We start from the raw sequence: 13,774 nt of genomic DNA on the forward strand, positions 1-13,774 counted from the left end.
GAGGCGGAGATGGTTCGCTGTCGACAGGTTCGAGGGGTTACCCGGATGCCGGAAACCTTTCCGGGGAGCACCGACAGCTAATCGATGAGCACCTATTTTAGGCGGAAGTGCTTCCTACCCCGAGGAGAAGGCCTATGCGTACCTTGCGCACCGCCCTCGCTCTCGCCTGCGTCAGCGGCGCCCTGCTGGTGGGCGCTGCGACTCCGGCCCAGGCCGCATCACCCACCACCAGCGCGGCGTCGTACGCGGCCCCCGACAACTACCACTTCGGCACGTACTACACGCTGGAGGCCTGCCGGTACTTCGGCGAGAGCCTCACCGCCGCCGGGGTGTGGCGCTACTACAGTTGCCGCTACGAGTGGCGCAGCGGTGAGCCGCAGGGCTACTACTACTTGTACATGTACAACTGACGGCCGGGGCCACCGACCGGCACCCGGGTCGGTGGCCCCCACCGTCGATGCACGTCCACGACGACTGGCGTCTGCAGTCGGCCGGAACCACGGCCGGGGCGGCGGTGCAACTGCAGCGCTGTGACGACGGCACCGCGCAGCGACTGACCCGCACGACGGGCGGTCAGCTACAACATGTGATGTCGGGGTTGTGTCTGGCGACCCAGGGCGGGGCGACGGCGAACTCGACCCCGATCGTCCTCGCCACCTGTGATCCTGGCGCGACGGCGCAGTTGTGGTCGGCGCAGGACGAGACCCGGCACGTCTACGGCCCGGACGGCGCCCGGCTGCTGACCGTGCAGGACGCTCAGGCGACCCTGCACCTGGGCGACGCCCTGCTCACCGTCGCCGCTGGCGGGGTCAACGTGACCAGCCAGCGCACCTACCCCGCCCCGGGTGGGGCGGTGATGCGCTACGCCCACGACACCAGCCCGGCCGCGCTCGCGACCATCGCCTCACGTCGTCAGGGAGCAGATTCCGCAGCAGCTCATATGCCTCGGCCAGAACCTCTTGCTCAGATCGCAACCCCACCTGGCAGAGTTTGCCGCGAACCACGGGTTTGCCAGTGACAGGCAAACGGCGTCTGCTAGGCAAACTTGCCAGATCAGAAGGCCGAGTCGGCCGCCCCGCGCCTCAAGATCGCGACGATCTTGCACTTATCGACTGACAAACCCGACAAATCTTCTCGATAAGTGCAAGATCGTCGAGGACCATGGCTGTGGGTGGCTTGACGCATTCCGTTATGGGAATATGATGGCTGCCGTGGCACGAGCAACGACGACGTCGGACGTCTTCAACGCGATCGCCGAGCCGCAGCGCCGGGACATCCTGGCGCTGCTACGCGCGGGCGAGTGGCCGGTGACCGACCTGGCCCGGGAGCTGGGGATGAGCCAGCCACGGGCGTCCAAGCACCTGCGGGTGCTCCGGGAGGTGGGGCTGGTGCAGGTCCGCGAGTCAGGCAAGCAGCGCCTCTACGGCCTGGACGCGCGCGGCCTGCGGCCGATCCACGAGTGGGTCGGCGGATTCGAGCAGTTCTGGAACGACAGTTTCGACCGGTTGGACGCCTACGTGCAGGACCTCAAGCAGACACGACAGGGGGATTGACCGATGGCAGGAGCAGAGCAGGAAACATCGGCGGAGCCGACGACCGACCGGGAGATAGTGATCTCCCGGCTCATCGACGCTCCACCGGACCTGGTGTTCGAGGCGTTCACCGAGGTCCGGCACCTGTCACAGTGGTGGGGTCCGAAGGGTTTCAGCACCACCACGCGGTCCTTCGAGTTCCGCGTCGGCGGCGAGTGGGACTTCGTGATGCACGGCCCGGACGGCACCGACTACTCCGAATGGATCGCCTGGACCGAGATCGTCCCACCGCAGCGGATCGCGCTGCTGCACGGCGAGTCCCGCGACGACCCGAACGCCTTCGAGTCGACCCTGGGCTTCGCGCCGGAGGGCGCGGCGACGCGGATCGTGATGCGTACCGTCTTTCCCACCCGCGAGCTGCGCGACCAGGCCGTGGAGAAGTACCACGCGATCGAGGGCGGCGAGCAGACGCTGAGCAACCTGGCGGCCTACGTCGCCGAACTCGCCCAGCGGCAGGAGAGTCGCTGATGGCCGGCAAGGTGTTCTTCAGCGTGTCGATGTCGCTGGACGGCTTCATCGCACCCGAGCAGCGGGAGCAGGACCCGGAACCGGAGCGCTGGATGGCGCAGTGGATGGAACTGCAGGCGTGGGTCTTCCCGCTGCGGTTCTTCCGGGAGAATCTGAAGCTGGGCGAAGGCGGCGAGGAAGGGCGCGACAACGACATCGCCCGGGAGACGTTCGAACGTACCGGCGCGAGCATCATGGGCAGGCGCATGTTCGACTTCGGCGAGCGGGCATGGCCGGCGGAGGCACCCTTCCACACCCCGGTCTTCGTGCTGACGCACAACAGGCGTGACCCGTGGGAGCGGCCGGGCGGCACCACCTTCCACTTCGTCGACGACGGCATCCACCGTGCGCTGGACCAGGCCCGCGAGGCCGCCGGCGACCGGGACGTCCGGATCGCCGGCGGCAGCGAGACGATCCTGCAGTACGTGAACGCCGGCCAGGTCGACGAGTTCTCGATCGCGCTCGCGCCCGTGCTGTTCGGTTCCGGCACCCGACTGTTCGATGGCGTGGACACGTCGACGGTCGCGCTGGAGCCGATCCGTTCGGAACCGTCGACCCGGGTGACGCACCTGACCTACGCCGTACGCCGCCGGTAACTGGGCAGCGCTGGTCGAATGTAACTCAGGATGGAACCAGAGCGGCCGAATGTCACTGGCCTGGAGCCACATTCGGCTGCCGGCAGGGCGTCCGGTTCATCGGAACAACACGCGCGGGCAGGACGCATATGTCCTAGAGTGCGGTGGAGTGGTGATGTAAGGACGCGCCCGTGCGTCGGCCCGGCCCGATGGGAAACGTACCGATGGACTTCGAGACGGTGGTCCTGTCGATCGGTACGACGGTCGACGCCGCCGGGGTGCTGATCATCCTCATCGGGCTGGCGACCGGCACGGTCATCTACCTCAACGGCGTGTTCCGGCGCCGCGACACCCGCGCGACGTACCGCCGGTACCGGCAGGACATCGGCCGGGCGATCCTGCTCGGGCTGGAGTTCCTGGTCGCCGGGGACATCATCCGGACCGTCGCCATCTCCCCCACCTTCACCAGCGTCGGCGTACTCGCGTTGATCGTCGCGGTGCGTACCTTCCTCAGTTTCTCCCTGGAGGTGGAGCTCGACGGGCGGTGGCCGTGGGGCAAGCCGGCCGCCGCCGACGCCAGCGCGACCCGCGACGGCACCAACACGTAGCGGAACGGAAACACTCGTACGGAAAGCTGATTGCGGCTGGATTACCGCGCCGGCTGGAGGGTGGCATTTCCGTGGAGATTCTCGTACTGACGACCCGGCCGCACACCGACCCGGCCCGACGGGCGTTGCCGGCACTCGACCTGCTGCCGCATTCCGTCCGGGTCGCCGGCCACGACATGGCCGCCCTGATCTCCGGGCCGGACCCCGATGTGGTGCTGGTCGACGCCCGGCATCTGCTGGCCGAGGCCCGCGCGGCCTGTCGGATGCTGCGCACCACTGGGCTGCGGGTGCCGTTGCTGGCCGTGGTGGAGGAGGCCGGGCTGATCGCGGTATCGGCCGAGTGGGGGCTCGACGATCTCGTCCTGGCCACCGCCGGCCCGGCCGAGGTGGAGACCCGGCTGCGGTTGCTGGTCACCCGACGGGCGGCGGCCACCGGCGCGACCGGGACGATGGTCACCTGCGGCGATCTGGCGATCGACCCCGACATGTACGCGGTGAAGCTCAAGGGTCGGCCGCTCGACCTGACCTTCAAGGAGTTCGAGCTGTTGAAGTTCCTCGCCCAGCACCCGGGTCGGGTCTTCACCCGCGACCAGTTGCTGCGGGAGGTGTGGGGGTTCGACTACTTCGGCGGCCACCGCACCGTCGACGTGCACGTCCGGCGGCTACGGGCGAAGCTCGGCACCGAGTACGAGTCGATGATCGGCACCGTCCGGCAGGTCGGCTACAAGCTCGTGCTGGCGCCCCGGGCGGACCCGCAGGTCATGGTCGACGACCTGGCTGCCCTGCGCGGCTGACGGTAGGCACGACGGTCGAGGTCCGGCCGGTGCGGTGCGGCCCCTGTCCACCCGAACGCATCCAGTCAAGATCCAGTCCAGCTTCAGTCGGGTTGATCAGGATGTCGGTCGTGGACATGTTCGCACCACTGACCACCGCCGGAAGGAACCTCATGCCACTGCGCACCCACCGCCGCACCATCGCCCGGGTCTTCGCGACCCTCGCCGCAGCTGCCGCCGTCGTCGTCGCGGGGATCGCACCAGCCTCGGCCGCACCGGCCACCGCCGCGAAGGCCGCGGCTATCGAATGCTCCACCCGGATCACCACTCCGGTGCAGATCTACACGAGCTCCGTCTACTCGCTGGTCGAGGTCAGCTGCAACCAGCCGGTCGCCGCCGTCGGCGGGGGTGTCGCCCTCTACCGCGACGGCACCTTCCTGGGCAGCGTCCGGATCCAGAACAACAACCAGCAGTACGCCTACAAGCTGAACATGGTGTCCTGTGTGCCGGGCAACTACCACGCCATGGGCTACGCCTACGCCAACTTCAACGGCGGCGCGGCCGACATCTTCCGCAACGTCACCACCCCGACGGTCGCCATCACCTGCACCTGATCCGTCCCGCCTCGGTCGGGCAGTCGTCGATCCGTCCACATCGGCTGTCCGACCGGACGGCGTACCACCTGTAAAGGGTGCCGGCACGAAAACGCCGGCACCCTTTGGCGTGCGGTCAGTCGCACCGGCCGCCTGTCCTGACCTCGTCGGTCGCCTCAGGGGCCGGTGGAGTCGTCCGAGTCGTCGTAGGTCGGGCCGGCGAACGCGTCGTGGTGCCCACTGCTGAACGAGCCGCCGTGACCGGCGGCCGGGTCCGGCGCAGGCCCGGGAGTCATCTCGTCGGCCCGGCCGTCACGGTCGTCATCGCCTGGTCCATCGCCGTGCTGGTGGTCGTCGTGGTGGGTGTGCCGGTGGTCGTCGTGGTGGGTGTGCCGGTGGTCGTCGTGGTGGGTGTGCCGGTGGTCGTCGTGGTGGCGGTCGCCGTGCCCGAGCGCCGGCAGGTCGATCCCGGCGCCGAGCGCGACCAGGTCGGCGAGTTCGTGCTGGTCGTCGCGCAGCCAGTCCAGGGCGTCGCCGACGGCGTCGACCGGAAGACCACCGGAACCGACGCCGAGCTTCTCGCGTACCCGGGTCGCGACCTTGCTGAGCCCGACCAGCGTCAGCGGCGCGCGGACGCCGCGCCAGACGGCGCGGGCCGCCCGTCGGTCCGGGGCGGGACCGGATGCCGGCAGGTGGTACCAGACCTGCACCCGCGACGGCGGCTCGCCGGCACCGTTGGCGCGGGCGACGACCGGCTGTGCGTGGAACGCCTCCGCCGGCACCCCGTCGTATCGGTGACTCGTGATGACGTCACGGTAGAGGAAGTCGTCGACGATCACGATCAGGTCGGCGGCGGCGTTGCGGGGCGCGGCGAACACGTCCTTGAAGACCTGCGAGCCGACCAGGTCACCGGCGAGGATCACCGCCTGCCCGACGAAGCCGGTGGCACCGCGACCGGTGCTGCCGCCGGCGAACGCGGCCCGTAGCCGGATCCGGCCGGCCGCGCCGGGCTCGGCGTTCGCCTCGTACAGCCCGTGCCGCAGGCCGAGAATCAGCCTCGGGAGGACCTGCCCGAGATCGGTGTCCTCGGGCAGCACCGCCAACTGCCCGTCGCCGTGGTCCTGCACGTTGTCCCGGTCCAGCCGCCGGATCCTGGCCCGCTCACAGGCGAACTGGACGACCCGCAGCAGCCGGTCCTGCACGTCCAGCTGGCCGGGCACGGAACGCTTGCTGTAACCCTCGACGTCGACGAACATGCTCAAGCGGTACGGCGTCTGCGGTCGGATCACGGCGGGTCGTCTCCTTCCGGTGGCGGCAGCGTGCCGGTGGCGACCAGTTGGCGCAGCATGTCGGGGCGGCACACGATCTGCCGCCGGTACTCGGTCCTGATCACGCCGCGTTGCCGCAGGGTACGGAAGGCCCGTTGCAAGCTCGGGTCGGAGACCCCGACGAGCGAGGCGAGCTCCGGTTGGCTCAGCGGTACCTCGATGCGGATTCCAGACGGGTGGCTACGGCCGTAGGCGTCGGCCAGGTTCTCCAGCGCCAGCGCGAGGCGGACCAGGGTGGACGCGGTGGTGAAGTCGACCCGGTGCCGGGTCGCCCGCCGGAACTTGTCCGCGACCGAGGCGTGGATGGCGGTGGCGGCCTGCGGATGCTCGGCGATGAAGGCCCGCAGTGACCGGGCGGAGATCACCCGCGCCCGGACGGTCGTCGCGGTGAACACCGACGCCGCGCGAGGGGTGCCGTTCATCGCGGCGAGCTCACCGACCATGTCCCCCGCGCCGCGCAACGACAACAGTACGGTGCGCCCGTCAGCGGTCCCGCCCAGCACCTTCACACAGCCGGCCAGCACCAGGAAGGCGTCGGTGCTGGTGTCACCGTCGAGCATCAGGGCCGACCCGGCCGCGAACCGCCGCTCGGTGCCGAGGTTGGCTATCGCCTCCCGATCGGTTTCGGCAAGTGAGTGGAGCAGGGTGCCGGCCCGCCACGTGGTGGCTCCCACCGCGAAGGGTCGGTGCGGATGACTCATCGAACGCCCCACAATCGCGGCGGCCGGCCACAGGATCGTGCCGCTGTCGATGAGGACGGTAACCGCTTCCATAGTAGTGGGACATCGCTCCTTGTGGTCGACGGCAGCCGCTCTTCGTATCAATTGGCCCACTAATCGGCTCACCACTTCCCATCCGGTGATGGGAAGCGCGGCTGGCTGCGTCCCTAGCATCATCGCCACCAATGCCGGCAGCGGTCGTCGCGGCTGCCCTCGTCGCGGAGGACGGTGATCATCGTGGAGGTCCGGCCCGGAGCAGGCGTCGACGTCGACGGCGTCCTGGTGTCCTGTGCGGACCTCGCGGCGCGCGGCGGAGAACAGCTCGTTCCGCTGGCACGGGTGCTGCGTAGCGGTGGTGCCCGGCTGGGCGAGCCCATGCGGCTGGCGGTGGTCGGACAGATCAAACGGGGCAAGTCGACATTGGTCAACGCGCTGCTCGGCGAGGAGGTCAGCGCGACCGGACGGGCCGAGCTGACCTTCACGGTCAGCGAGTTCCGGTACGCCGACACACCGCAGATCGTCGTGCACTACAAGGACGGAACGACATCTGTCGGGTTCGCGCCGGAACAGTTCCACGAGTTGACCACCCGTGATTCCAGTCGCGCGGACCACCTGCGACTGATTCGGAAGGTCGAGTACGGCATCCCCAACTCGTTGCTGCACAGTTTCCATCTGGTCGACACGCCGGGGCTGGGCAGCGTGCACGTGACGGACGCGGCGAACACCCGCGACATCCTCGGCATCGGTGACATCGCCGACGGTTCCGAACGGTACGCCCTCGAACAGGCGCTCGCCGCCAGTGGCCGGGACGCGGCGGCCGTGCACCACGACAGTGCCGCCGAGCTCGACCAGGCCGACGCGGTGCTGTACCTGTTCAGCCGGGCCCTGCATCAGAGCGACCACACGGCGTTGTCGCAGTTCATCGGTACCGCCGGCACCTCGTTGACGCCGTTGAAGGCGTTCGGTGTCCTCAGCCGCTGCGACCAGTACTGGCCGGACCGGACGGCGGGCCGCGACGCCGACCCGCTCGACCATGATCCGCTGGCCGTCGGTGACCAGCTGGCCCGCCGGTTGCTCGGCTGGGCGCCGGCCGCCCGGACCTTCTACACGGTCCTGCCGATCGCCGGGCTCGTCGCCGCGGGCGCGACCCAACTGGGCGAACGCGAGTTCGAGTGGCTCGCCGACCTGGTGCGGGCCGGTGGCGCGGCGACCGCCATCCGCCGACTGCGGGATCCGGGTCGGTTCGCGACGAAGGAGGAGCTGCCCGGCGTACGGCTGCCGGTCGCACAGCGCCGTGCCCTCATCGTCCGGATCGGTGCCTGGGGCACGGCGCTGGCCTGCCGCTACCTCGACGACGGGCTCGACCCGGCGCAGGTACGGCAGCGGTTGCTCGACCACAGTGGGATTCCTCGGCTGCGCAGCCTGGTGATCCGGCACTTCGGCAACCGTTCGGCGCTGCTCAAGGTCGACGGGGTGCTGCAGCGTGCCCGTGCCGAGGTCTTCGCGTTGCGCCTGGCCGCGCAGCGCGCCGACGTGCCGGTGGCACCGGAGGTCGACCACGTCGCCGCCCGGCTCGAGATGCTGCAGGACGCGCTGCCCGGTCTCGCGGAGTTGCGGACGCTGGGCCGCTACTACACCGGCGACCTTGGGCTGGGCGAGGCGGAGGTCGCCACGCTGCTGCAGGTCACCGGCGAGCACGGGCTCGACGCGGCGTCCCGGGTCGGGCTGGCGGCCGACGCTACGGCCGCGCAGATCGCGCGGGCCGCACGCGCCGCCAGCGGGTGGTGGGCCGGGCAGTTGCAGGACCCGATGCGCGACGCCGCCGAGGTGGCGGTGGCCCGGCAGTTGATGCGCTCGTTCGAGCGGATCGAGGCCGAGGCGACGGCCGGTGGCACCCCTTCAGAGTCGGACGAGTTGGAGGCACCCTCATGCGCACGACCGTGACCCGTTGGTGGGCGGGCAGACCCCGGTGGCGGCCCCGGTCGGTCCGTCGGGACCTGCTGCGGATCGAACGCAAGGTCGACGACCTGTCCGCGGCGCTGCGCGCGATCGGCACCGCGCAGCACGCGACCGACACCGCGCAGCACGCGACCGACACCGCGCAGCACGCGACCGACACGGTGCAGCACGCGACCGACACGGTGCCGGCGATCGGCACCGTGCTGTCGGCGCCAGCCGCGCCGGTGCACGTGCCAGTGGACGTGCCAGTGGAGCCGTCCGTGGTCGAGGAGGTCCCCGACACGTTGTGGCAGCTCATCCGGATCGCCGACCGGCTGGCGGACCTGACCGCCCGGGCGGCGCCGGTCGATCCGGAGCAGGCGGCCGCCGTGCTGCGCTGGCTCGACCGGCAGCTACCGGCCGTACTGGAAGCGGCCGGCCTCGTCGCGGTCGCCGACACCAGCGGGCCGGTCGACCTCGACCGGCACGAGGTGGTGGCGAGCCGGTCGGGCCCGGTCACCGCCGAGGAGATCGCCGAGACGGTACGGGTGGGCTACCAGTGGCGTGGCGCGCTGCTGCGTACCCAACAGATCGTCACCACCTGTCCTGATTCCGTCGCGTCGTCGACCTGAGCCGGAGGAGGCCCGGTGAACCAGTTGTCCGTGCTGCGCCAGAAAGTGCTGTCGGAGTTCCGTACCGTCGTCGATCTCACCGAACGTAGCGCGCCGGCGCCGCTGCACGAGGCCGCCCAGCAGGCGTGGCACCGGCTCGCCGAGGAGCGGTACCGGGTCGTGGTCTGTGGCGAGTTCAAGCGGGGCAAGTCCACCCTGCTCAACGCGCTGGTCGACCGCGCCGGCCTGTTCCCGGTCGACGTTCAGATCGCCACCTCCGTGGTGATCGAGTTGTCCTACTCGGCCACCGAGCTGGTCCGGGTGCACTTCGGTTCGGCCATGGACCGACCGGACGACGTACCGGACCCGGTCGAGATCACGGTGGACCGGATCGGTGACTACGCCACCGAGCAGGGCAATCCGTTCAACGAGAAGAACGTGATCCGGATCGAGGTCGGCCTGCCGCTGGCGGAGCTCAGGCAGGGTCTGATCCTGGTGGACACCCCCGGGATCGGCAGCATGAACCCGGCCCACGGCGTGGTCACCCGGGCCGAGATCCTCTCCGCCGATGCGCTGATCTTCGTCACCTCGGCGCAGGAGGGGCTGAGCACGAACGAGCTCGACTTCCTCGCCGACGCCATCGAGGTCTGCCCGACGGTGATCACCGCGGTCACCTTCATCGACATGGTGGTCGACCCGGCGCAGGCGATCGCTGAGACCGCCCAGAAGATCGCCACACTGGCGGGCCGGCCGGTGGAGGAGCTGACCGTGGTGGGCGTTGCCGCGCCGCGCAAGCACGACGCCGCCGACGACGACGATCCGGAGCTGCTCACCGAGTCGGGGTTCCCGCTGCTGGAGCGGCAACTGTGGGACGGCCTGGCGGAGACCTGCGGGCGGGCCCGGGTCGCAGCGGTCCTCGACACCTGGCTGGAGCTGGTCGAGACGCTGCGGCAACCGCTGGCCGACCAGATCGCCGCGCTGCGCGCCGGGTCGTCCGCGAGTGGGATCCGCAGTCAACTCGATGAGATCAGGAAGGAGCTGGCGGACCTCGACAAGGCGCTGCCGACCGAGGCGGCCGAGCTCGCCAACGGCTTCGACCGGGCGACCCGGCCGGTGCTGGAGCGGTTGGCCGACGACTTCGACGCCCTCGGTGACGGCTTCCGGGACGCCACCAACCGGCCGACGCCGCCCGACGAACCGGCCAAGCTGGCGAAGCAGACCATCAGCCTGACCGTCGACATCGCCGACCGGGCCGGGCGCGAACTGCGGGCCGCCGCCGTCGCGGTGGCGGTGCAGTACGGGCTCGGCAACGCGTTCACGGCCGCCGCCGACGACCTGCCCGGTGGTCCGCGTGGTGCCACCGACGAGTTGACGATCCGGACCCTGACCGAACGGAGCGCGTTCAGCCGGCTGCGTACCCGGTTCAGCGGTGTCGTCATCGGCGGCGGCGCCGGCGCGGCGATCGGCGCGATCGCCGGTTCGTTCATCCCGGTGGTCGGCACCGCCCTGGGTGCCGCCGCCGGCGCGCTGGTGGGCAAGATCGGTGGCTTCTTCGCCGGCAAGAAGGAGAACGAACGGCAGGAGGCGCTCGCCGAACGCCGGGACACCGTGGCCCAGCTGCGCGACTACGTACTGCCCCGGCTCGACTCGGCCCGCCGCGCCGCCGAGCGCAGTGTCGGTGCCCTTGGCCGGGATCTGGCGATGGGTCTGGAGCAGGCCCGCCGGGCGCACCGGCAGACCCGGCGGGAGATGCTGCAGGAGCGGGCGAAGTCGCTGACCGCCGCGTTGCAGGACAATCAGCAGGAACGGGCGGCGCGCATCGCCGCGCTGGAGGAGATCCTCGACCTCTACGGCCGGCTGATCGAGCAGCAGGACGCCCTCCGGGAGCAGCTCGACGCCCTCGGCGACCAGGCCGGCGATCGGTCGGGCGTCTGATGGGGCTGGTGTACGGCATCGACTTCGGCACCTGCACGTCGGCCATCGCGGTCGGCCGGGCCGACGGCACCACCGTGATCTGCCGGGATCCCCGGGGCGAGTACGGCCAGCAGGAGAGCGTTCCCACCTCGGTCTTCCTGACCGCCGCCGGCGACATCGTGGTCGGCACCGCCGCGGAACGGGCGAAAGGCTCGCGACCGAGCCACTTCCGCAGCGACTTCAAGGCGGACGTCGGCAGCGACGTCCCGTTCATGATCGGCGGCCGGGCGTTCACCGCCGAACAGCTGGCCGCCGAGGTGCTGGGATTCCTGCGGCGCCTGGCCCGCGCCCAGGTCCCGGGGGATCCGGAGACGGTGGTGATCACCGTGCCGGCGGCGTGGGAGCAGGGCAGGCGGGACCGGATGCTGGCGGCGGCCGCGCGGGCAGGGTTCGACCCGGACACCGTACGGATCGTCTTCGAACCGGTCGCCGCGGCGGCCGAGGTCTTCGCCGGCACCACCGGCGCGCCGATGGCCGCGTTGATCTTCGACGTGGGCGGCGGCACCTTCGACTGTACGGTCGCCCGGTCGACGCCGGGCCGCCGGTTCGAGGTGCTCGGCGCGTCGGGGCACCTGTCGGACGTCGGTGGACGGTGGTTCGACCGGCGGATCGTCCGGTACATCGCCGACGAGTTCCCCGAGGCGACCGCCTTCCTCCGGGGTCCGGCCGGCGACGCCGACCTGCTGCGCCGCCGGGAGTTGCTGCGTGCGGACGCCGAACGGATGAAGATCGCTCTCTCCTGTGCGCCGTCGGCCCACGAGTTCCTGTCCGAGCTGGACGTTCCACAGGAGTTCGAGCTGACCCGCGCCGCGTTGGACGGGTTGCTCGGCCCCTACCTGACCCGCGCGCTCGACACCGCCGAGAGCATGCTCAACGACATGGGTCTGAGCTGGGCGGAGATCGACCGGATCGTTCCGGTCGGCGGCTCCAGCCGGATCCCGCTGGTGGGCCGGCTGCTGAGCCGCCGGTCAGGCCGGATCGTGCTGCGGCTGGACCGACCGGACCTGGCCGTGGTGCGCGGCGCGGTCGCCCTGGCCCGGATGCCGGCACACCACGCCTGGCCGGCCGGTGACCGGGCCAGCGACGGGGCGATCCCGCAACGGCTCATCACCGGTGAGCGGATCAGCGCCGTGTCGTTCGCCCCGACCGGCAGCCGGATCGCGCTCGGCTCGGTCGCCGACATACGGGTGCAGGACCTCACCTCGACCGGCCACGAATGGCGGACGACCGGCAGCGGCATGCCGCCCCTGCTGGTCGGTACGGCGTACCCGCCGGTCGTCACCGCGGTGGCCTTCTCCCCCACCGGCGAGCTGATGGCCAGCGGCGGTCTCGACGGCACCGCCCGGGTGTGGAACGCGGTCCGCCGGGAGCGTCTGGTGGTCGTCGACCACGCCGACTGGGTCAGTGCGGTCGCGTTCAGCCCCGACGGGCGACGACTGGCCACGGCGAGCTACGACCGTACCGCCCGGGTGTCGGACGCGATCACCGGACGCCGACTGTTCGAGCTGCCCCACCCGCACTTCGTCCGGGCCATCGCGGTCAGCCCGGACGGTCGGCTGCTCGCCACCGGTTGCGCCGACCGGCTGGTCCGGGTCTGGGACCTGCTCACTCTGCGTACCGTCCGGGAGCTGCCGCACGACGACTGGGTGAACGCGCTCGCGTTCGACGCCGACGGCCGGCGCCTCGCCGCCGCGAGCTACGACGGCCGGTGCCGGCTCTGGTCGGTCGACACCGGCGCGCTGCTGCACGAGTTGCGCCACGACGACGGGGTACGCAGCGTCGCGTTCAGTCGCGACGGCAGGTTCGTGGCGACCGGCAGCGACGACGGTACGGCCCGGATCTGGTCGGCCACCGGGGAGCTGCTGACCACGACCGTGCACAGCGGACGGGTCAGTGGCGTGGCGTTCTCACCCGGCGGCGGCCGGCTGGCCTCGGCGGGTCAGGACGGCACGGTGTTGTTCACCGCGCTGCCCGAACCGACGAGGTCAGCCCACGCCGGCGAGGTCAGCCAGCGCCGGCGCTGAGGACCAGGCTGGCCAGGCCGGCGACGACCAGCAGGACCGTGCCACGGATCGCGGCGGCGATGTGGCGGTGCTTGGTCAGCGCGATCTCGGCCAGCAGCCGGTTGAGCGCCCACGCCTCGGCCCGCAGGTCCCCTGGGCCCGGGCCGCCGTCACGCGGCGGATCGGTGCCGGCCATCGCGGGAAAGGCGAACCGGTTGGTCGGGCCGGGCGGCGTGATCCGGGGGCGCAGCGCGGCGGCCAGGTGCAGCCCGGTCGCCGCCAACGCGGCCACCAGCACGGTCAGGACGACGACGAGCACGGCGGCGGTGGGTCCGGCTCCGCTGAGCGTGGCGCGCAGCGGTCCGGCCTGGGTGACGAGCAACGTGACGACGCCGGACACCAGAACGGCGAGCATGCTCCCCTTGGTGTCGGCGTGCTGGATGCTCGCCTGGAACGACGCGGTGATCGCGCAGGCGACATCGAGCTCCTCTTTGAGCGTGAGGTCGTCGTCGCGGCGGTGGTCGGGTCCGGCGTCTTCGATCGACATGATTTC

At 70.8% G+C, this 13,774-nt stretch carries 15 protein-coding genes; 12 read left to right on the top strand and 3 right to left on the bottom strand.

Features of this window, described 5'->3' with window-relative positions; genetic code table 11:
- The first annotated feature begins 134 nt into the window (after nucleotides 1-134).
- From O7623_RS15545 to O7623_RS15580, 8 genes are all read left to right on the top strand, one after another.
- On the top strand, nucleotides 135-410 hold the full coding sequence (locus O7623_RS15545; RefSeq protein WP_282223767.1) for a hypothetical protein: 276 nt from the start codon (nucleotides 135-137) through the stop codon (nucleotides 408-410).
- A gap of 47 nt (nucleotides 411-457) precedes the next feature.
- Nucleotides 458-1,018 carry an RICIN domain-containing protein gene (locus O7623_RS15550; protein ID WP_282223768.1) on the top strand — a complete coding sequence of 187 codons (561 nt, stop codon included), beginning with the start codon at nucleotides 458-460 and terminating at the stop codon, nucleotides 1,016-1,018.
- Between the two features lie 193 nt (nucleotides 1,019-1,211).
- Nucleotides 1,212-1,553 carry a metalloregulator ArsR/SmtB family transcription factor gene (locus tag O7623_RS15555; protein WP_282223769.1) on the top strand — a complete coding sequence of 114 codons (342 nt, stop codon included), beginning with the start codon at nucleotides 1,212-1,214 and terminating at the stop codon, nucleotides 1,551-1,553.
- A 3-nt stretch (nucleotides 1,554-1,556) separates the two neighbouring features.
- Nucleotides 1,557-2,060 carry an SRPBCC family protein gene (locus tag O7623_RS15560; RefSeq protein ID WP_282223770.1) on the top strand — a complete coding sequence of 168 codons (504 nt, stop codon included), beginning with the start codon at nucleotides 1,557-1,559 and terminating at the stop codon, nucleotides 2,058-2,060.
- Nucleotides 2,060-2,695 carry a dihydrofolate reductase family protein gene (locus O7623_RS15565; protein ID WP_282223771.1) on the top strand — a complete coding sequence of 212 codons (636 nt, stop codon included), beginning with the start codon at nucleotides 2,060-2,062 and terminating at the stop codon, nucleotides 2,693-2,695. The genes O7623_RS15560 and O7623_RS15565 overlap by 1 nt, the downstream gene beginning before the upstream one ends.
- A gap of 170 nt (nucleotides 2,696-2,865) precedes the next feature.
- A complete protein-coding gene (locus O7623_RS15570) occupies nucleotides 2,866-3,282 on the top strand; it encodes a DUF1622 domain-containing protein (protein ID WP_282223772.1) in 417 nt (138 codons plus the stop codon).
- A gap of 71 nt (nucleotides 3,283-3,353) precedes the next feature.
- Nucleotides 3,354-4,076 carry a response regulator transcription factor gene (locus O7623_RS15575; RefSeq protein ID WP_282223773.1) on the top strand — a complete coding sequence of 241 codons (723 nt, stop codon included), beginning with the start codon at nucleotides 3,354-3,356 and terminating at the stop codon, nucleotides 4,074-4,076.
- Nucleotides 4,077-4,186: 110 nt separating this feature from the next.
- The gene (locus tag O7623_RS15580) at nucleotides 4,187-4,669 is read left to right on the top strand and encodes a hypothetical protein (protein ID WP_282223774.1); all 483 of its coding nucleotides are present in this window, start codon (nucleotides 4,187-4,189) and stop codon (nucleotides 4,667-4,669) included.
- Nucleotides 4,670-4,824: 155 nt separating this feature from the next.
- Here O7623_RS15580 and O7623_RS15585 read toward each other — a convergent pair whose 3' ends face one another.
- Nucleotides 4,825-5,937, bottom strand: coding sequence for a hypothetical protein (locus O7623_RS15585; RefSeq protein ID WP_282223775.1), 1,113 nt, complete (start codon nucleotides 5,935-5,937; stop codon nucleotides 4,825-4,827).
- Nucleotides 5,934-6,650, bottom strand: coding sequence for a Crp/Fnr family transcriptional regulator (locus O7623_RS15590; protein ID WP_282223776.1), 717 nt, complete (start codon nucleotides 6,648-6,650; stop codon nucleotides 5,934-5,936). Before O7623_RS15590 ends, O7623_RS15585 begins: the two co-directional genes overlap by 4 nt.
- 273 nt (nucleotides 6,651-6,923) lie before the next feature.
- On the opposite strand from O7623_RS15590, the gene O7623_RS15595 reads away from it, so the two are divergent.
- Genes O7623_RS15595 through O7623_RS15610 form a run of 4 tightly spaced genes read left to right on the top strand, consistent with a single transcriptional unit; the run spans nucleotide 6,924 to nucleotide 13,242 of the window.
- Nucleotides 6,924-8,639 (top strand): dynamin family protein, encoded by a 1,716-nt coding sequence (locus O7623_RS15595; protein WP_282223777.1) that lies wholly within the window; start codon nucleotides 6,924-6,926, stop codon nucleotides 8,637-8,639.
- Nucleotides 8,624-9,265 (top strand): hypothetical protein, encoded by a 642-nt coding sequence (locus O7623_RS15600; RefSeq protein WP_282223778.1) that lies wholly within the window; start codon nucleotides 8,624-8,626, stop codon nucleotides 9,263-9,265. Before O7623_RS15595 ends, O7623_RS15600 begins: the two co-directional genes overlap by 16 nt.
- Before the next feature lie 15 nt (nucleotides 9,266-9,280).
- A complete protein-coding gene (locus O7623_RS15605; protein WP_282223779.1) occupies nucleotides 9,281-11,179 on the top strand; it encodes a dynamin family protein in 1,899 nt (632 codons plus the stop codon).
- Between the two features lie 8 nt (nucleotides 11,180-11,187).
- Nucleotides 11,188-13,242, top strand: coding sequence for an Hsp70 family protein (locus O7623_RS15610; RefSeq protein ID WP_282223780.1), 2,055 nt, complete (start codon nucleotides 11,188-11,190; stop codon nucleotides 13,240-13,242).
- Here O7623_RS15610 and O7623_RS15615 read toward each other — a convergent pair.
- The gene (locus O7623_RS15615) at nucleotides 13,223-13,768 is read right to left on the bottom strand and encodes a hypothetical protein (RefSeq protein WP_282223781.1); all 546 of its coding nucleotides are present in this window, start codon (nucleotides 13,766-13,768) and stop codon (nucleotides 13,223-13,225) included. The genes O7623_RS15610 and O7623_RS15615 overlap by 20 nt on opposite strands.
- Nucleotides 13,769-13,774 lie beyond the last annotated feature (6 nt).

It is taken from the genome of Solwaraspora sp. WMMD791, assembly GCF_029581195.1.
Lineage (GTDB): Bacteria > Actinomycetota > Actinomycetes > Mycobacteriales > Micromonosporaceae > Micromonospora_E.